This window comes from Acinetobacter sp. CIP 102637, from assembly GCF_000368425.1.
Taxonomy (GTDB): domain Bacteria; phylum Pseudomonadota; class Gammaproteobacteria; order Pseudomonadales; family Moraxellaceae; genus Acinetobacter; species Acinetobacter parvus.
Genome location: NZ_KB849435.1, coordinates 948,546 through 966,767 on the forward strand (window position 1 = coordinate 948,546; position 18,222 = coordinate 966,767).

Consider the following 18,222-nt stretch of genomic DNA (forward strand, 5'->3'; position numbering starts at 1 on the left):
AGTACTTCACTTAACATATCCATAAAGTAATCATTCTTGGTTTTACCCTCAGATTTGTCATAAATTCGGAAATTAATTGGAATATTTTGACCATTCTGATCTGTCGCATACAAGGTAATGAGATTAATACCCTTGACGGATCGGTGGTGTTTGCCTGACCAAAAATAGCTAACCAAGTCCATATGTTGACTATATGGTTTATCTAAAACAGTATCATCAATACTGAATATAAGTTTATTATTATCAATATGTTGAATTGCTTCTTGATATAGGTCGTGAGGTGTGTAGTCTTCACGCTCCAGAAAGCGATTTACACTATCATGCGAGATATTATAAGTCTCGGCAAGTTGTGTGCAGCTAATAGAGTTCGGTTCTGTCATGAGAAAGCCCATATAAATGGGTAATGTACAAGTTGCTGTAGAAGCATGTTTAGTTCGTCTGATCACAGATACTTTATAAACTATTTTAATACTTTTTTGAATCCGTCAATGCGTAAGTCCTAATATAGTAAAAATGTTTGCAGATAAAATCGAGCGTTCATGGCGACATACGCCATTTAGAAATGCATCATCACTGTGCGCTCTTCTAGCCAATAGCGGTAACTCTGTCACTTTAAGTGCCAATAGTGATGGAAAAACGGTGATCTATAAGTCTTTAAATAATGATCAACAGTTTATCAATGAAACCATTACTTGGGATGATATTTGGGATTTTTTAAGCACATCTTTATTTAGCCGCATTGTTTAATGGGGCTTTTTATTTTATTAGAGGAAAAATCAACTATTTTGAATTTCTAATCACAAAATGGTCACTAAAGTCTATTCCTCATTTGAGGAATGTTTTGTTTAGCATAAATAAAATATGATTTATACAATTTTATATTTTGAGCCATTGCGCTAGTTTTTAACAATGGCGGATTCAAGCGGCAAGTGCAACAGTATAAAAACCAGCCATAACTTCACTCGGTGTATACCAACCTAGGGTTTTTCTAGGACGATGGTTGAGTGCAAATTCTATCTGCTCTATTTGTTCCTTTGACACGTCATCAAACGATGATGATTTTGGCAGATATTGACGGATTAAACCATTCGTATTTTCATTTCTAGCTCGCTGAATAGACTTGTAAGGATCAGCAAAATACGTCTCTATGCCAGCATCAGTAATTCTTTTGTGTTCGGAAAATTCTTTGCCATTATCAAATGTCACACTATAAGCATGGCTCATTTGTAAACGATCTAGTGCACAAGTAATCGTTTGAGAGGATGCTCTCGTTGGCCCTAAATGAACAATATGTACATACAGGCTCTTTCGATCAACGAGAGTCAATAAAGCACCTTTATGATGTTTACCAATCACCGTGTCACCTTCGAAATCTCCTAAACGTTGTCGTTGATCAATGACCTGGTCTCGGCAGTGAATACTTGTTTTATCAATGATTTGACCCCTACAATCCGTGTTTTTGTAACCGCGTTTTCGATATTTCTTCTGATGCCTTAAGTGTAGATGAAGTTTACCACCTTTTGATTTATCTTGATAAATGTACTGGTAAATCCACTCATGTGAAGGTACATCCAGCCAACCGCGTTGTGTTAAAGCACCTGAAATTTGTTCGGGTGACCAGTCCAAACCAATCAAATAATCAATATAAGCGAAGGCAAATGCTGTCATTGATGATGAAGGACGGTACCGTCTTTGACTTGCAAATTTAGCTGCCTGTTGAGCTCTATATCCACGTTGCCCAGTATTTCTTTTTAATTCACGGTAGATGGTTGATCGTGAACGTCCTAACTCCCGAGCAAGGGTAGCGATTGAACTTTTACTTTTCAAAGTAGCATAAATTTCGTATCTTTCATCTTGAGAAAGTTGGGTGTATTTCTTCATTGTGTGCTTTCCAATTGCGAGTTGAAAAAGTCTAATGATTCTATGAATACACCTAACTTTTTCAACTAATTACAAATGTGTTGCACTTGGGATTTGAATCTGCGATTATAAAGACTATTTCGTCAAAACAGGTGCAACCTACTTCTCCATTGTAGGTACAGGAACTTTACTTAGACCAGACTTCACCACTACCCAACCAGACGATCCAAATTTTTATTGTGATGGTCAAGGTGGTAGTGCCTATGGTGGTGCACACTTTAAAGAAATCTCACGTTTGACAGGCGGCAGCTCTGCTTCTATTTGTACAGATGCAGCAAGTTGGTCCGTTGTATTTGATGAGATTATTAAATCTGCTTCTGGTCTAGCCAGTAGTTTTACCCTTACACAAACACCAATTCCATCATCAGTGAAAGTCACCGTTGAAGGACAGAATGTTGCTCGTGATGTAAGTAATCAAAATGGCTTCGATTTAATTTATAGTAATACTGGAACTTCTGTGGTCTTCTTTGGTAATGCTATTCCACAAGCGAATCAAAAAGTTAATGTTGAATATAAATATCTAGCAAAATAACTTAATTTGCTGATTAATTGACATCCTCCCCGACCTAAAGGACGGGGATTCCTACTGCTAGACGCTCATGTCCGAGCGCAAGAATATTCAGTGCGGAATTTACATCCCGATCATGGAGCGTACCGCACTCCATGCACTGCCATTCTCTTATTCCAAGACCTGTCCTACCTTTCGGACTACTACAGCGTGAGCCACAGCACGAACACGTTTGGGTGGTATACGATTCATTGACTTCTTCATAACATACCCCTGCGTTCTCGCATTTATACTTGAGCATGGTTCTTAGTGTTGTCCAACTGGCATCTAATACAGACTTAGCTAATTTAGTCCGTGCTAGTGCTTTGGCATTCACATTGCCAATGAAGATTGCTGCATGTTCATTCACCAGTTTATGACTGAATTGATGCAACATGTTTTGACGTATATTTTTAATCTTGGCGTGAATCGCTTTGACGCGCTTTTTATTTCTCGCACGTTGAGCAATGCCAAGTTTTTGTTCGTATTGTCGATAGATTTTAGAAGCTTTGAGCTTTATACCATCTGAACAAGTAGCTAAGTCTTTTAATCCCAAATCTATACCAATTGAGGTTTTAGCGCTGGTTTTCTCTGTTTTAATTGAATCAACTACAAGACAGACATACCAACGCCCACGACTATCCTCTACAAACGAGCCTGTTTTAACATTGTATTTGCTTAGTCCGTAGCTGTCCCATAGTTTGAATTGATGCTTGCCGTATTGAACATATCCATCAGCATATTTGATTGCAACTTTTTTGAATGGTATCCAGCCCAATGAACGCCTAGCTGATTTTTTATTGCTGACTCGCCATTTCAGTTTTGCTTTTTTGAATTGCTTGCGTCTTGTCACTAATTCTTCTGTGACCGCCTGAATCGTTTGGCTATGCAAATTACATTCTTTCGATGTGCCTTTTGTGTATTTAGCAATATCGTATGCTGAAAAGAATTGTTGTTTGCGTTGTAGATGCTTGAAACACAAATCATTGACATAATTCCAAACAAAGTTTACCTCCAACGCTAGTTGGTCTAGCATCTTGCAATGTTTGTCTTTTATTCGTAATTTGAGTGTCTTCATACAATTATTTTAACCGTATTTTTCTTAATAGTGATTATAGCAAAAGTATTTAAAACGACATTTCATGTCGTATGGCTTACGCCAGTCGCTTATATCCTCGGGCTAAACCCCGAGGTTTTACGCTCCAATGGATAAAAAAACTGCAATATGAGATTAAAAACATCATATTGCAGTTTTTAAGTAAAAGGCTTAATAAAAATCAACCCTATATGACTCAATATACACCATACTAATTATTACGAGCATTTTGATCTTGTTGAATCAACTCAATTTTATAGCCATCTGGATCTTCAACAAAAGCTATCACGGTCACCCCACCTTTCATCGGGCCAGCCTCACGCACTACCTTACCACCACGTGCCTTGATCTCCTCACATGCCTTATAGGCATCATCAACACCAATCGCAATATGACCATAAGCATTGCCTAAATCATAGCTTGCTGTATCCCAGTTATGAGTCAGCTCAAGCACAGTGTTATTTTCTTCATCACCATAGCCCACAAAAGCCAGGGTGAAACGCCCCTCTTCATAATCACGTTGACGTAGTAATTTCATACCAAGTACCTCAGTGTAGAACTTTAAAGATTGTTCTAAATTACCTACTCGTAACATCGTATGTAACATGCGCATAGTTATTCACCTGTCTGTTGAATTGTTTGGTTTTCATGGTCACGTAATAGTTTAGCAACCCAAACCACAAGAATCAAAATTGGAATTCCAATTAAAGTCGTCATTAAAAAGAAATTTGGGTAGCCAATATTACTCACAATCGTTCCTGAATATCCTCCCAATAATTTGGGTGTGAGCGTCATTAAAGAACTAAAAATCGCATATTGAACCGCAGTAAATGACACACTCGTTAAGCTAGATAAAAAGGCAATAAATGCAGCACCAGCTAAACCTGAGGCTAAATTATCGACAATAATGGCAAAATACAGCCACAATGAGCTATAACCTTTTATCACTTTGCCAGAAAGTTCTATTGTGCCTGACTGACTTGGATCGACCACAGCAATTGGCTGAATATCGACATCGAGTGTGGTTTCAACATGTGATGCAGTATTAATACGATATGATCTTGTTGCAAATAACTTGCTTGCACTATTATTTTTGAAATTAACAAAAGCTTTAATGGTTTTAGTGGGAGATGCTTGTAATAGCTTTCCATCTACAGCACCAGTAAATATTCCTTTATCATCCAGTTTCGCAGCAAACTCTTGATTATCTAATTTAAGAATAACAGGCTTATCCTGATTTAAATCTTCATTTTTAAGCCCTGCTAATTGCCCTTTAACGACTAGACTTTGCTTCAATTCTTTTTCCGTTAATTGATCATCACCACTGATTGGTAATAATTGAATCTGAGCGTGCTGGGCATTTACTAAATATGGTATTGCAAGAGTTACATTGGTATCGCTCTGATTTTGGTACTGAGTACTTACCTGTACCGAATTTGTTTTTGCCAAGACGTCATTCGGCACTTGTAATTTCCAATATCCAACATCATCGGTTTGCACTTGATAATGTTTATTTCCGACCTGAACCTCAACTGGAGCAAGTGGTTTTCCTGATTTGACCAAGCCGATAAAAATTAAATTGGTTGAACTGGCCAACACTGCGCCCACGAACATCAGTTTCATAATGTTCATGCGTTGCGCTAACAAACCACCGAGAAAACCACCAACTAAACTAAAGATCACACCATAGATTTTCACAGCCTCAGCAATTTGTTCTTTACTGAAATTTAGATCTTGATAGAACACATTGGAAATCACTCCTGCAATGATGTCTGAGATGCGGAAAAAACCAATCAGCAGCAAAAGCACTAAGGCAAGTTTAATACCGTAACGTTTGAAGAATTCTAAAACTGGGGCAACCCAGGTTTCTTTTGCCATTTGTTGATTCACGACGCCAATTTTAACTAAACCAAAACCAACCAATAAAGCTGTGGCTGTAGCAGTTAAAAAGCGTAGGGCTTCTAAACCAAATAAAGCTGCGGTGTCTTTAATATTTGCGGCTTTAGCGGTAGCATCTGTTACATTCCCAGAGTAAATATAACTGACAACAAAAGTTGCAACAGCAATAAAGAATACAAAGACTAAGCGATAGTAATCTGTAGTTTTATAATGTTTATAAACACGATTTACTTGAGGTTCACGAATGCATAAAGTTGTAATAATACCAACCACCATGACTGCTGCCATGGTTAGATAAGTATATTTCCATGCTTCATAGATATAATTGCCTTTAGCTGTACCTAAATAAGCAGCAAGAAATAAAGCCCCTGCACCTGCAACGATCATCCCAATACGATAACCTGCGTTGTAAGTTGAAGCTAAAACCGTTTGCATCTCACTTTCAGCAAGTTCAATACGATAAGCATCGATGACAATATCTTGAGTCGCTGCCGAGAATCCTAATAAAACGGCACCTACTGCCATTTGAATTAAATAGCTTTGTCCAAGTGCTGGGTCGGAAAATGCCATGATACAAATTGCACATATAATCAAAGACTGTGCAATCAACAACCAAGCACGGCGACGGCCTAAACTTTTCGTTAATAATGGAACAGGCAATTCATCAATCAATGGTGCCCAAACGAATTTAAAAGAGTAACCCAATGCCGCCCAACTAAAAAAGGTCACCGCACTCTTATCAATACCAGCCTCACCCAGCCACAGCGATAAACTGGAAAAAATCAGTAGAATCGGAATCCCTGCCGAGAAACCCAGAAATAACATAATCAGGGCACGGCGATCCCAAAATGCCTTAAATGCGGATGCCCAGCCAGTGGCTTGAGTTGTCATTGGTTATTATTTTCCATGAACATGCGTGAATGTGCCTATTCAATCGCGTCTTGCGCCTGCTTGCAAGTTGCTTTATGCAATCAAATAAAATTATTGTTTTGTTTTGTCGATAAAAAACACAAGTTCGCTTGATCTTTGGACCTAAAACTGTATACCTTTAATTACCTAACTTTCGTTTCTTTGTTGGATAGCAATAGTGACCCAAAAACTCGATCAAATGACCGCAACAACTTTATCCTCGACACCAACAAACACGATTACAGCAAAAATCAATTCATTTCCAAGTGCTTTTGAACAGACCGACATCCAGGCAACTCTACTTAAAACCGCATTACATGCACACCAACTGACACATACGCCAGATTTGGCTGAAATTCCAAGTTCAACCAAACGCATTAAACCACTGAATAATTTTTTAGGACAGGACCGCGCCCGTGCCTCAGTCGAGGCAGGGATTTCTTTACCCTATTCAGGCTATAACATTTTTGCCGTGGGTACGGCTGGTCTTGGTAAACGAACCATGATCAAGCGTTTGCTCCAACAGCACGCCAAAACCATGGCTACCCCTGATGACTGGGTCTATGTCAATAATTTCAAGAACCCAAGACAACCGATTGCTCTGCGCTTCCCAGCGGGACAAGGCAGCAAATTTCAAAATGCCTTGCAGCAGGCATGGCAAATTATCTTAAAGCAGCTGGAACGCCGTTTTAGTGCGGAAACCTATCACAACCGTATTGAACGTATCCGTCAGGATACGGGTGATGTACAGCAACAGGCATTAGTTGAACTGACCAAAGAGGGTGAGGAACTCGATTTAAAATTGATTTCCCGTAATGACAAGCATGTCTTTATTCCAATGCAGTTGAAAGACAATGAATATCATGAACTCACCCAAAATGACCTGAACACATTAACTAGCAAGGAACGTGCTGAAATCAACTCCAATATGCGTTATATGGAGAAAAAACTTGAACGTCTGGGTTTACATCTGGGCGATCTGGAAGATGATGCGCGGGATCAGGTGTCCAGCTTAAACCGTGATATTGCTACCCAGGTGGTGATGCCTCGTATTGAACTGATTTTAAATAAGAACAAAGAGGTTAAAGGTCTCGATATCTATTTAAAGCAGTACGCCGAAGACATTATTGACAACGTTGAGTTGATTTTAGAGCAAGAGGAAGATGACTTTACTCCTGCACTGTTCAACCGCGTACCCTCTCGTTATCAGGCCAATGTGATTATTGCCAATAAACCAAATAGTGGCGCACCCGTTATTTTTGAAGATTTCCCAACACACTACAATTTATTGGGTCATGTGGAGCAACTGACTCACAATGGTACGATCACCACTGATTTCACCCTGATTCGTTCTGGTTCACTGCATCGGGCCAATGGTGGCTTTTTGATGCTGGAAGCGGAACAATTGCTGGAGCAACCTTATGCATGGCAAGGCCTGAAACGTGCCTTAAAATCTGGACAACTCAAGCTTTCTTCACTGGAACATATGCTCACCCTCACAGGCAGTATCTCCATTGAACCCGCTTCCGTTCCACTTGATATTAAAGTGGTTTTACTGGCCGAACCTGAAATTTATTATGAAATTCTGGAAGTGGAACCTGAGCTTGGCAGTGTCTTTAAAATCCGTGCCGACTTTACCGATACATTACAACGTAATGACAGTAACGAACAGGCTTATATGCAGTTAATTGCCGACTATGTTCAGGCAGATAAATTACTTCCGTTTGACCGTTCTGCACTAGCCGCATTGCTTACTGATTCCAGCCGTCAGGCTGAGGATCAAAGCTCTTTATCATTACATGCCTCAACCCTTGGTGACCTGATCCGCGAAGCGCATCACCATGCCTTTAAAGCGGATGACAAGATTGTCACCGACCAGCATGTCAACCAGGCCCTGCACCATCGCCAATATCGCTTAGGCTATTTACGTGAGCTCTACTGGCAAGACCTGTCTCGCGGTACGCAGTTGATTGAAACTTCTGGGCATCGTCTTGGTCAAATCAATGCCCTCTCAGTGATTCATTATGCTGATGTCGAATTTGGATTACCGTCGCGTCTAACAGCTTCTGTATATCAAGGCGGCGGTGATATTTTAGATATTGAACGCAGTGTGGAGCTAGGTGGCTCATTGCATGCCAAAGGTGTATTGCTCATGTCGAGCTTCTTAAAAGCACACTTTGGCCGTGAACAAATCCTGCACTTCTCTGCCGCCTTGGCGTTTGAGCAAAGCTATGGGCAAGTGGATGGTGATAGTGCCACTGTTGCAGAACTTTCTGCGTTAATTTCTGCCATTTGTCAAATTCCAATTGACCAATCATGGGCTATTACAGGCTCGATGAACCAGTTGGGTCAGGTACAGCCAATTGGTGGAGTGAATGCCAAAATTGAGGGCTTCTTCGATGCCTGTAAGTTGCAAGGCTTTACAGGCAAACAAGGGGTGATTATTCCACGCCAGAACATGCAGCACCTGATGCTCCGTCAGGATGTGATTGAAGCGGTACAAACTGGTCAGTTCCATGTCCATGCGATTGACACCATTGATCAGGCGCTGGAAATTCTGATGGCCCGTCCAGTTGGCACCCTCGATAAAAAAGGTCGATACAGCAAAAACTCCATTTATGCTGCAGTGATGGAACAGTTGGAATATTGGCAAGCCATTGAGGATGGTGAAGCCGTTGAAACGAAACAGCCCAAGAAAAAGAAAAAACGTAAGAAAAGCAAAAAGGATGAAATGGAAGCCAAAGCCGCGGATGAAACTGTAGTCGAAGTTGAAACTCTCAATACCTTAGCTAAAAAACGTAAATAATCCATAAAAAAAGCCATGCTCTCTCAAGCATGGCTTTTTGGTTTTATTGATCAGTTCAAGCAACGCCCTGCAAAGAGCGACCACCAGGTAACTGCACAAAGTATTGTTTCAATGCATCAATACAGCGCTGTACTTTCATTGGATACTGTTCACGCTTGGAGGTTAAGGCATGCAAGGTATAGGCAGGCATGTGCCAGTCAGGCAACACCTCAACCAGTGTGCCATTAATCAGCTCTTTCTGGATGTCCATGTATAAAATACGTGCCAGCCCAAGACATCCAGTGTGACAAGGCTGGAATGACATGCAGCGCACCCAGCTCAGGCGTGGTTGCAATACGCAAATCTCCCACCAGATCATCACGCAATTCGTTAATACGGATTTTGCCACGTTCTGCTGCTGCCAGCATTTCCTGACAGCTTAAAAAGAATGCCTGACCCGCCTCGGTGAGGCTGAGTTTTCGGGTTGAACGATGAAGTAAGGTGACATCCATTTCTTGTTCTAAAGATCGGATTTGTTGACTGACCGCACTGGTTGTGATGCCCAGTTCTCTCGCTGCACCGCTAAAAGAATTTTTTTCTACAACGCAAGCAAAGACCCCCATTGCACGCAATTGATCTAACATAGACTTCCCTCGTAATTTATTAATATGCTTATTGTTCTAATAAAAGCAAAGGAGCTTATTATACAGAGAAGTCTACTTGTAAACTAGAGATTATTAACAATTTGTTGAAAATGTGTTAAAGGGGATAGATTAATTCGGTAAAACAGTCGCTGGATTCACAGGTTTACCATCCAGACGAACCTGAAACTCCAGCATCACACGGTTAGCACCAGAAGAGCCCATCTCCGCGATTTTTTGTCCTGCCGTGACATTGTCCCCACTCTTCACCAGCATCTTGCTGTTATGGGCGTATGCTGTGATGTAACCGTCAATATGCTTGATCAGCACCAAGTTTCCATATTCTTTCAGACCATCCGCAGCATAAACCACCTGACCATTTGCAGCGGCAAATACAGGATCTCCCTCATTTCCACCATAGCGAATGCCTTTCACATTACCTGTGAGATTGAAACCCTGAATGACCGCACCATTTGATGGTTTTACCCAACGCAGGCTGGATGCCAGAGTTGAAGAAGATGGGTTTAGGGGAGCCACTGGAACAACAGGCTGAGTTCTAGGAACCACAGGTTGCGGTTTTGGAACCACTGGCTGCTGCGCTGGCAAATTAATGCTCTGACGCTGGATTGGAGCCGCCTGGGTAAACACCTGGGTTGAGGTGGTACGTTGCGCTACAGAGCCCTTTAAGCGTAGAGACTGGTTGACATAGATGCGGTACGGCGCCGCAATGTCATTCAATGCGGCAATATCCAGATAATTCAGGCCATAACGATTTGCGATTCCACTCAAGGTGTCGCCTGAACGCACTGTATAGTAATTTGGTGCCTGCACATTGCGAACGCCACCATTCACCTGCGGTTTAGATGCACAACCAGTAACCAGCGCTGTGAGTGTTACCACCGTAGACAGCACGATTGTTTTCATCATTTTTTGTGATAGAAAAATCGAAACATGATTTAAGTGCATCTTCGCCCTCATCGAAAAAACCTTAACTTATTTGCGCCTAAGAGTACCAAAAAAGTGAGAAAAAACGAGTTCTCACTTTCCATATTCACAAAGTTATAACATTTAGGTGCTTATTCAGGTCCATTCACATAGCTATGTAGATTGTCCAGTACCGCATAATTGGTCGCATCCATCTGAATTGGGGTGATGCTGACATAGCCATTCGACACCGCAAAAAAATCAGACTGGATATGGCTGGAAGCCGACTGTGGATCAGTCACCGCCTCTCCAGCAAGCCCAATCCAGTACACCTGACGACCACGCGGATCAACATGGCTGCTGATTGGCTTGGACTGCGCACGGCGCCCCTGATAAGTCACCTGTGCCCCTTTGATCTGCTCAACATCGGGAATGTTAATATTAAAGATATGACGCGGTGGCAACACAGGCAGCCCTTTGGCAATGAAGTCATGTACCCATTGTGCCGCTTGCGCATAATGCTGCGGATGTTCATAGCAACGTACATTTACACCCGCCAAAGACACGGCAATTGCTGGATGTTTCATCAATCTTCCCTCAAATGCAGCCCCAACCGTACCTGAATATAGAACATCATCGCCCAGATTGGCGCCACTGTTGATTCCACTGACCACAAGGTCAAATTCGAAATCAAACAGGCCATTCATGGATAAGTATACACAGTCCGCAGGTGTGCCATTGACAGCCCAGACATCTTCAGAAATGGGGATGGGACGTAAGGGCCGATCCAGGGTTAAGGCGCTTGAATAACCACTACGCTCACTTTCAGGGGCAACCACCACCACCCGCCCCAAAGGTTTTAACGCCTGCGCCAAGGCTTGCAGTCCAGGTGCAAACACACCATCATCATTTGCGATTAAGATATTCACTAAGGTTCTGTCTCTTCAAAAATTACTGTGCAGTTTTTTCAATTGAAATTTTCATTGAATTATATATATTTATATCTTCATAGTATGAGAAATTTATGCAGCCATGAGACATTTATCCAGTTTTGTTCGAGTTTTAGCGGTTAGTTTCACATTTCTTGTGGCACCAGCAGTTTTTGCTGACGCAGCTTCAGTAAAAGAAGCGGATGCATTGATTAAGGATGATATTGCCAATGCACAAGTGCTGATTGAGATGTGTCCTAACCTGATCGGTAAGAATGCAAAATTTGACCAGAATATCAAAAAAATGGTGGATTCTTATTTGGGTAGTTACTCAGACAAGTCTGCTTCGCTTGAAAACCTGCAAAAAGATGCTGAATTCAACACTTTACTAAAAGATGCCCGTCAAGCTGCCACAGAGGTTGATAAGGCTGAACAGAAAGCGGTATGTGAAGAGGTATTGAATTTTGAGGGCTAAACAGGCCATTCAGACCTTAAAATGGTTTTAGATATTGATATTTAAAACCACAGTTTCTCCATATTCCCTACAGCAAACATACAAATTTTTATCTGTTTTTATGCTATAAATTTTTCAAATTCTTTAAGTCTTGTTTTGAGTTTGATTTCTTATGAAGAAAAATGTTGTAAAAACACTAGGTTTATCATTCCTCATCGCTGCCAGCACTTTTGTTCCTACCGCATTCGCAGCAGACAAACAGCCTGAAACTGAAAAGATTGAAGTCACCCCAATGTCTGATGAAGTGTCTCCACAGGAACTTGCGGTCATTTATGTATTGTCTGAAACCTGCCCAACCCTAATTGGCAAGGATTTAAAGTTCAACAAGGCCTACGATACACTGGTCAAGTCCTATTTATCCAATGAAAAAAATGCGGTTGAGATTCTCAGCAAACGCATGCAAACCAAGGAATATAAGCAACCCTTGAAAGAAGCCCGTGAGATTGCCAAGGCAGCCTCGGACGAAGATAACCGTCAAATCTGTAATGATGTCCGTAATTATTATTCCAAGTAACCGATTTGCTACAATAGCATGATAAAAAGCCGACTTCGCCCATAGCAGTCGGCTTTGCTTTGTCCTAAAATGCTAGGCTCTTCTGCTTCATACAAGATATTGGAACCACCTAGAATGACTCAAAAAAGCGCTCTTGCTGCATTACTACTTTTGCCAAGCTTTTCATATGCAGCAACTGTCCTATCTGCTCCACCAGAATTAAATAATAAATCCTATGTGCTCATGGATTATGAGACAGGACAGATTCTCGCTGCCAAAAATGAAAATGAAAAACTTGCACCCGCTTCTATGACAAAAATGATGACAAGCTACATCATAGAGCAGAAACTTTTAAAGGGTGAATTGACTGAAGATGAACAAGTGCGGATGAATGAATCTGCATGGTGCCGTGGTAGCAGCACTGAATCCTGTATGTATGTTCCATTAAATGGCACAGCAACCGTATTAGAGATGTTGCGTGGTATTATTATCCAATCAGGAAATGATGCCTCTAAAGCGATGGCTGAACACATTGCAGGCAATGAAGGTACATTTGCCCATATGATGAACCAAGAAGCAAAACGTGTTGGTATGGTGAATACACATTTCATCAATTCAACAGGTATGCCTGCTGAAGGTCATTATTCAACAGCTAAAGATATGGCTGTTCTTGCTCAGCACATTATCAAAGATAGCTCTAAATACTACCCAATCTATTCTGAAAAAGAATTTACCTTTAATGGTATCAAGCAAGGCAACCGTAATGCCCTGCTTTACACTGACCCAAGCGTTGATGGCCTCAAGACAGGACATACCGAAGAAGCGGGTTACTGCCTCACTACCTCAAGCAAACGTGGTCCAATGCGCTTGATTTCCGTGATCTTTGGTACTCCAAGCATGAATGAGCGTGCCAGCCAGACACGTACCCTTTTAGCTTGGGGTTTTGCAAACTTTGAAACGGCTAATGTACAACCAGCCAATCAGGTGCTTGCCAAAGCCAAGGTCTGGTTTGGTAAGGAAGATGATGTTCAGATTGGTTTAGCTGAAAACTTCAACGTAACCATGCCGAAAGGTCAGGCTGACAAAATCAAGACCCAGCTTGTGGTACAGCCTAAACTGAATGCACCTTTGGCAAAAGGTCAGGTCGTTGGTAAATTGGTGGCCAGCCTTGACGGTAAAGTGATTGCTGAAAAACCACTGGTTGCACTCAAACCTGTGGAAGAAGCTGGCTTCTTTGCCCGTATGATTGACCATATCAAGATGTTCTTTAGCAACTTGTTCTAATTTTAGAATTGCCAAATCAGGCACCCACACACTTTAGTCTGGGTGCCTTTTTATTTTATAATTCATCCATATTTTATTTTGATACTGACCATGACCAAGAATATCCGCCCTTATCTCGACCATCATCCAAAAATTGATCCAAGTTGTTATATTGATGAAATGTCTGTGGTCATTGGTGACGTAAAACTGGCAGAGAATGTTTCAGTATGGCCTTTCGCAGTAATTCGCGGTGACGTGAACTCAATTCAGATTGGCAAAAACAGTAATGTACAGGATCATTGTATGTTACACGTCAGCCATAAAAACCAATCGAAACCAAATGGTTCTCCGCTGGTCATTGGAGAAGATGTCACGGTTGGGCATCATGTGACTTTGCATGGTTGTACCATTGGCAACCGCGTTTTAGTGGGAATTAATACAATTGTTCTAGATGATGTGGTGATTGAAGATGATGTCATGATTGGTGCAGGCTCACTGGTTCCACCGCGTAAGCGCTTAGAAAGTGGTTATCTCTATGTGGGAAGCCCAGTGCAAAAGGTTCGCCCTTTAACTGACAAAGAAAAGGAATTTTTGCCTTATTCAGCAAGACACTATGTCAAAGTAGCAAATCATTATTTAGAAGCGAACGATTAATCATAGGATTAAAGTAAATATCTAGGCATGCTTAAAAGCGTATTTGTTATTTGAATACATGTTGCTCAAGTAAATCTAATTCCACTGAACTACAGTGGAATTAGGCATTACATTTTGGATCAAATTTCTATTTTGAAACGTTGTAGTATTTGGTTAATTCTTCAAATACTGGTGCTTTGACATTATCTTTTAAGATATAGCGGGTAATCACACCTTGATCTGTATGTATTTCCATAAAGATATTTTGCGAGCCTTTAAAGTCCCCCATTAGGTTGACTGGAATAAGCACACTGTTACGAGAACGATTTGCTTTAAATGCAAAATCAATTTCAGTTGGCCCAATCACATTAAATGAGTGACTTTTTGCACCATCACTAAATACAACTTTTTCAATATTATATTTGGTATAGGCGCTATTTAAGCTAAGTTTTACCTTTAAAAAGTCTTTATGTGTCTCATTCCACACCACAGTGACGATTGGACAAAGTTCACTTGGCTGGCAAATTAATAATCCCTGTGTACCTACATTTGAAGTGGCGTCATTAGGATTTGAAGCACACCCAGTGATCAGCAATACACCTAAAGGTATACATAATAATTTCTTTATCATACTTTTTAAATCCTATTGTATGCCCAAGAATTGGAATGGCTAAGCGATCTTAAAACAAGAACTGGCTTTACCTGTATAAAATGTTGCTTGATCAAGCCCCAATTCAAGCTTTTTTGATTAGACTATCTTTTATAGCCAATGTCTTTTAATTCTATCCAAAAAACATTCGACGATACAGTAGATTCAAACAAATAAAGTCTTTTATGTTTGAGTGGTGTACACCTGTAAATAGCGAATGTATTTAATTCTGTGTTGGATATTAAGTCCAATAATCATACAAACATATCGCATATAACACTTAACACATCTGCACATGAATATTCTAGTCGTATATTGAGCTGGATCGATAGAGCCAAATACATCAGTTTATATAGTAATTTTTATGTGAAACATTCTGACCTACAACAAGCTGATATAAAATAATAGATTAATCAGTTAAAGCGCTGAGGTTTCAGCTCCAAATGCAAGATAAGCAAACTTGCCCAGAAGTATTTTGAGCATATTGTCGATACATCTCCGCTTAGGATGATCAAAGAAAATCCGCATGAACATAGCCACCACGTGCTAAATTTTGTAGAATAATGCTTTATCTCCCTTGGTGCTGGTCATGACCGCTTGGACACCCCACGTTACTGTTGCGACAGTTGTAGAAAAAGATGGAAAATTTCTTTTTGTAGAAGAATATACTGAAGGTGTAAGCCATACTGTGTTCAATCAACCCGCTGGGCATGTTGAATGTGGTGAAACCATTGTTGAAGCAGCGATTCGTGAGACCTTAGAAGAAACAGGTCATCATGTTGAAGTCGATCACTTGCTCGGGATTTACACCTATACGCCGCCCATGTTTCCAGATCGTACCTATTACCGTTTCTGCTTTCTTGCCCATGTCACTTCCGTTGAGGAAAATGCACAATTAGATACTGATATTGTCGGTGCAGTTTGGATGAGTTTAGAAGAGCTGCAAGAATCAGCCCGTGCCCGTAGCCCACTGGTTTTAAAAGCTGTTCAAGATGCCCTTACTGGCAAAAAATACCCCTTATCGCTCATTTATGAGCACCCTTTCTCTCCCTCATTCACTTCTCATTTGGACGCTTAATTAGATGCAACAACGTGTCATCGTCGGTATGTCTGGTGGTGTAGACTCCTCTGTTTCTGCCGCATTATTACTTCAACAAGGATATCAAGTTGAAGGTCTTTTCATGAAAAACTGGGAAGAAGATGATGGTACGGAATACTGCACAGCACTTGAAGACTTAGCTGATGCGCAAGCCGTTGCAGATAAAATTGGTATCAAGCTGCACACTGCGAACTTTGCAATGGAATATTGGGATCGTGTCTTTGAGCACTTTCTGGCTGAATACGCTGCGGGTCGCACACCAAACCCAGATATTCTGTGCAATAAAGAAATTAAATTCCGCGCCTTCCTCGATCATGCGATGACTTTGGGTGCAGACTTTATTGCCACAGGCCACTATGCACGTCGTGGTGCGAGTACACAAAACTCACGTGGTGAAACCTACGCACCTTTATTACGTGGTGTTGACAACAATAAAGACCAAACTTATTTCTTACATGCAGTTCATGGTCGTGAAATTAACAAGACTTTGTTCCCTGTCGGTGAAATTGAAAAACCGCAGGTGCGTAAAATCGCAGAAGAGCTTGATTTAGCAACGGCTAAGAAAAAGGACTCCACAGGAATCTGTTTTATCGGGGAACGCCGTTTTAGCGATTTCTTAAAACAGTATCTTCCTGCTCAGGCTGGAAAAATTGTCTTGGATAATGGCAAACAAGTTGGTGAACATCACGGCTTAATGTACTATACGCTCGGTCAACGCGGTGGGATCGGTATTGGTGGTATGAAAGGTGCGCAAGAAGGTGCATGGTTCGTATTGCATAAGGATGTTGCCAATAACCGATTAGTCATTGGACAGGGGCATGATCATCCGCTTATGCAAAGTAAACAGCTTTGGAGTGAAGCGATTGATTGGGTTGCAGGTGAACAAGAGATCCCACCTACGGGTTTCCGATGCACAGCAAAAACTCGTTATCGTCAGCCTGACCAAGCGTGTACAATTTATCGCAATGAACACAGCGAACATGGTATTCGAGTTGAATTTGACGAACCACAACGTGCGGTGACACCGGGTCAAAGTGTGGTGTTTTATGCGGGTGAGCTGTGCTTAGGTGGTGGTGTCATTCACCATACTGATGCCCCTCAACCAGATTTTATTTAAGGATATTGGAATCGAAGCATGGCGGAGTTACCCTTTCAGCACACCCAAGCGTTGAATGTAAGACAAAACCGTGCTTTAGCATTGGCTGCTGTGTTTCAAGCAACTCAGCTGACCCATATGACTGCGATGGCGGGACAGCAGAGTATTGGAGATAGTGGTAATTTTTATTTTGAACTACTGATCAAAGCCAGTTTAAATATTCGTCCAGCCACCAATAATGCCACTCAAACTTTAGATTTCTTTAATCAACTGGCTGATATTTCACTAGGTTTAAAAACATTAGAAGGTTGTATTACTCAACCCTTTAATACTGCACCAAAATCCAGAGTCCCTAAACTTTCGACAGCTAAACTTCCAATGTCGTATGCTATGGCATTATTGCAGTTGGAAAAGAAAGTGTATAGCAATCCTGAATACGTCAAAATTATCGAAGCAGCTCAGCAAAAAATATTAAAACAGCTTTCATTTTTCGATAACAATTATTTGCATCCAAGTATTATTGCCAATTTAGCTCAGACCTACGTTGAAACTGCTGGGCAAATTAATCCACGTATCCTTGTCCGTGGTAATGCTGACGCGTTTAAAGATATGAATCATACAAATCGAATCCGTGCTTGCCTTTTTACAGGTCTACAGCTTGCGCATTTGTGGCGACAACTGGGCGGTAGCTCATGGAGTATGATCTTTAGTAAACGTAAGCTTTTACAAGATATTCAAGCTCTCGCTCGTTTGCAGTATCAGGTGGTATAAACCGATGCTAAGACGAATTTATTTTTATGTTTATTCCAAAATTAAGGAATCTGT

General features: G+C 41.0%; 18 protein-coding genes and 1 pseudogene. 10 read left to right on the forward strand and 9 right to left on the reverse strand.

Annotated features, from left to right (window positions below; translation table 11 throughout):
- The coding region (locus tag F967_RS07570; protein WP_171063096.1) for a transposase at positions 1–446 on the reverse strand (446 nt) is incomplete at its 3' end.
- Positions 447–513: 67 nt separating this feature from the next.
- Between F967_RS07570 and F967_RS07575 the strand changes: the two genes are divergently transcribed.
- Positions 514–747: a hypothetical protein gene (locus F967_RS07575; RefSeq protein ID WP_004799145.1), complete on the forward strand. Its 234-nt coding sequence runs from the start codon at positions 514–516 to the stop codon at positions 745–747.
- Positions 748–918: 171 nt separating this feature from the next.
- Here the strand turns inward: F967_RS07575 and F967_RS07580 are convergent, their stop codons facing one another.
- A complete protein-coding gene (locus F967_RS07580; RefSeq protein WP_004799146.1) occupies positions 919–1,881 on the reverse strand; it encodes an IS30 family transposase in 963 nt (320 codons plus the stop codon).
- A 274-nt stretch (positions 1,882–2,155) separates the two neighbouring features.
- Here F967_RS07580 and F967_RS07585 point away from each other — a divergent pair, with 274 nt between their 5' ends.
- Positions 2,156–2,452, forward strand: a complete 297-nt coding sequence (locus tag F967_RS07585) for a hypothetical protein (RefSeq protein WP_004799147.1) — start codon at positions 2,156–2,158, stop codon at positions 2,450–2,452.
- 34 nt (positions 2,453–2,486) lie between these two features.
- Here F967_RS07585 and F967_RS07590 read toward each other — a convergent pair whose 3' ends face one another.
- The 3 genes from F967_RS07590 to F967_RS07600 form a co-directional block, all read right to left on the reverse strand.
- Positions 2,487–3,545: an RNA-guided endonuclease InsQ/TnpB family protein gene (locus tag F967_RS07590; protein ID WP_034431099.1), complete on the reverse strand. Its 1,059-nt coding sequence runs from the start codon at positions 3,543–3,545 to the stop codon at positions 2,487–2,489.
- 229 nt (positions 3,546–3,774) lie between these two features.
- Positions 3,775–4,176, reverse strand: coding sequence for a lactoylglutathione lyase (gloA, locus tag F967_RS07595; protein WP_004799149.1), 402 nt, complete (start codon positions 4,174–4,176; stop codon positions 3,775–3,777).
- A gap of 2 nt (positions 4,177–4,178) precedes the next feature.
- On the reverse strand, positions 4,179–6,353 hold the full coding sequence (locus F967_RS07600) for an AmpG family muropeptide MFS transporter (RefSeq protein WP_004761195.1): 2,175 nt from the start codon (positions 6,351–6,353) through the stop codon (positions 4,179–4,181).
- 196 nt (positions 6,354–6,549) lie between these two features.
- Here F967_RS07600 and F967_RS07605 point away from each other — a divergent pair, with 196 nt between their 5' ends.
- Positions 6,550–9,177 (forward strand): Lon protease family protein, encoded by a 2,628-nt coding sequence (locus tag F967_RS07605; RefSeq protein ID WP_004799151.1) that lies wholly within the window; start codon positions 6,550–6,552, stop codon positions 9,175–9,177.
- Positions 9,178–9,232: 55 nt separating this feature from the next.
- On the opposite strand, the pseudogene F967_RS14730 reads toward F967_RS07605, so the two are convergent.
- The 3 genes and pseudogenes from F967_RS14730 to surE all read right to left on the reverse strand — a co-directional run bounded on the left by F967_RS14730 (position 9,233) and on the right by surE (position 11,650).
- Positions 9,233–9,800 (reverse strand): annotated as a pseudogene (locus tag F967_RS14730) (LysR family transcriptional regulator).
- Positions 9,801–9,929: 129 nt separating this feature from the next.
- A complete protein-coding gene (locus F967_RS07615) occupies positions 9,930–10,763 on the reverse strand; it encodes a peptidoglycan DD-metalloendopeptidase family protein (protein WP_004682176.1) in 834 nt (277 codons plus the stop codon).
- Between the two features lie 110 nt (positions 10,764–10,873).
- A complete protein-coding gene (gene surE / locus F967_RS07620) occupies positions 10,874–11,650 on the reverse strand; it encodes a 5'/3'-nucleotidase SurE (protein WP_004799154.1) in 777 nt (258 codons plus the stop codon).
- 103 nt (positions 11,651–11,753) lie between these two features.
- Here surE and F967_RS07625 point away from each other — a divergent pair, with 103 nt between their 5' ends.
- The 4 genes from F967_RS07625 to F967_RS07640 all read left to right on the forward strand — a co-directional run bounded on the left by F967_RS07625 (position 11,754) and on the right by F967_RS07640 (position 14,574).
- Positions 11,754–12,125, forward strand: a complete 372-nt coding sequence (locus F967_RS07625) for an MCR_0457 family protein (protein ID WP_004761204.1) — start codon at positions 11,754–11,756, stop codon at positions 12,123–12,125.
- Between the two features lie 151 nt (positions 12,126–12,276).
- Positions 12,277–12,678: an MCR_0457 family protein gene (locus F967_RS07630; RefSeq protein ID WP_004682183.1), complete on the forward strand. Its 402-nt coding sequence runs from the start codon at positions 12,277–12,279 to the stop codon at positions 12,676–12,678.
- Between the two features lie 114 nt (positions 12,679–12,792).
- Positions 12,793–13,941: a D-alanyl-D-alanine carboxypeptidase PBP5/6 gene (dacC, locus tag F967_RS07635; protein ID WP_004799157.1), complete on the forward strand. Its 1,149-nt coding sequence runs from the start codon at positions 12,793–12,795 to the stop codon at positions 13,939–13,941.
- 90 nt (positions 13,942–14,031) lie between these two features.
- Positions 14,032–14,574, forward strand: a complete 543-nt coding sequence (locus F967_RS07640) for a gamma carbonic anhydrase family protein (protein ID WP_004799159.1) — start codon at positions 14,032–14,034, stop codon at positions 14,572–14,574.
- A gap of 127 nt (positions 14,575–14,701) precedes the next feature.
- Here F967_RS07640 and F967_RS07645 read toward each other — a convergent pair whose 3' ends face one another.
- Positions 14,702–15,184 (reverse strand): hypothetical protein, encoded by a 483-nt coding sequence (locus tag F967_RS07645; RefSeq protein WP_004799161.1) that lies wholly within the window; start codon positions 15,182–15,184, stop codon positions 14,702–14,704.
- A 607-nt stretch (positions 15,185–15,791) separates the two neighbouring features.
- On the opposite strand from F967_RS07645, the gene F967_RS07650 reads away from it, so the two are divergent.
- From F967_RS07650 to hflD, 3 genes are read left to right on the forward strand one after another with little or no spacing between them, the layout of a single operon-like run.
- Positions 15,792–16,280 carry an NUDIX hydrolase gene (locus F967_RS07650; RefSeq protein ID WP_004799164.1) on the forward strand — a complete coding sequence of 163 codons (489 nt, stop codon included), beginning with the start codon at positions 15,792–15,794 and terminating at the stop codon, positions 16,278–16,280.
- 4 nt (positions 16,281–16,284) lie between these two features.
- Entirely contained in the window at positions 16,285–17,418 is a 1,134-nt protein-coding gene (mnmA, locus tag F967_RS07655; protein ID WP_004799166.1) for a tRNA 2-thiouridine(34) synthase MnmA, read from the forward strand.
- Between the two features lie 18 nt (positions 17,419–17,436).
- Entirely contained in the window at positions 17,437–18,168 is a 732-nt protein-coding gene (gene hflD, locus F967_RS07660; RefSeq protein WP_004761212.1) for a high frequency lysogenization protein HflD, read from the forward strand.
- Positions 18,169–18,222: the final 54 nt, after the last annotated feature.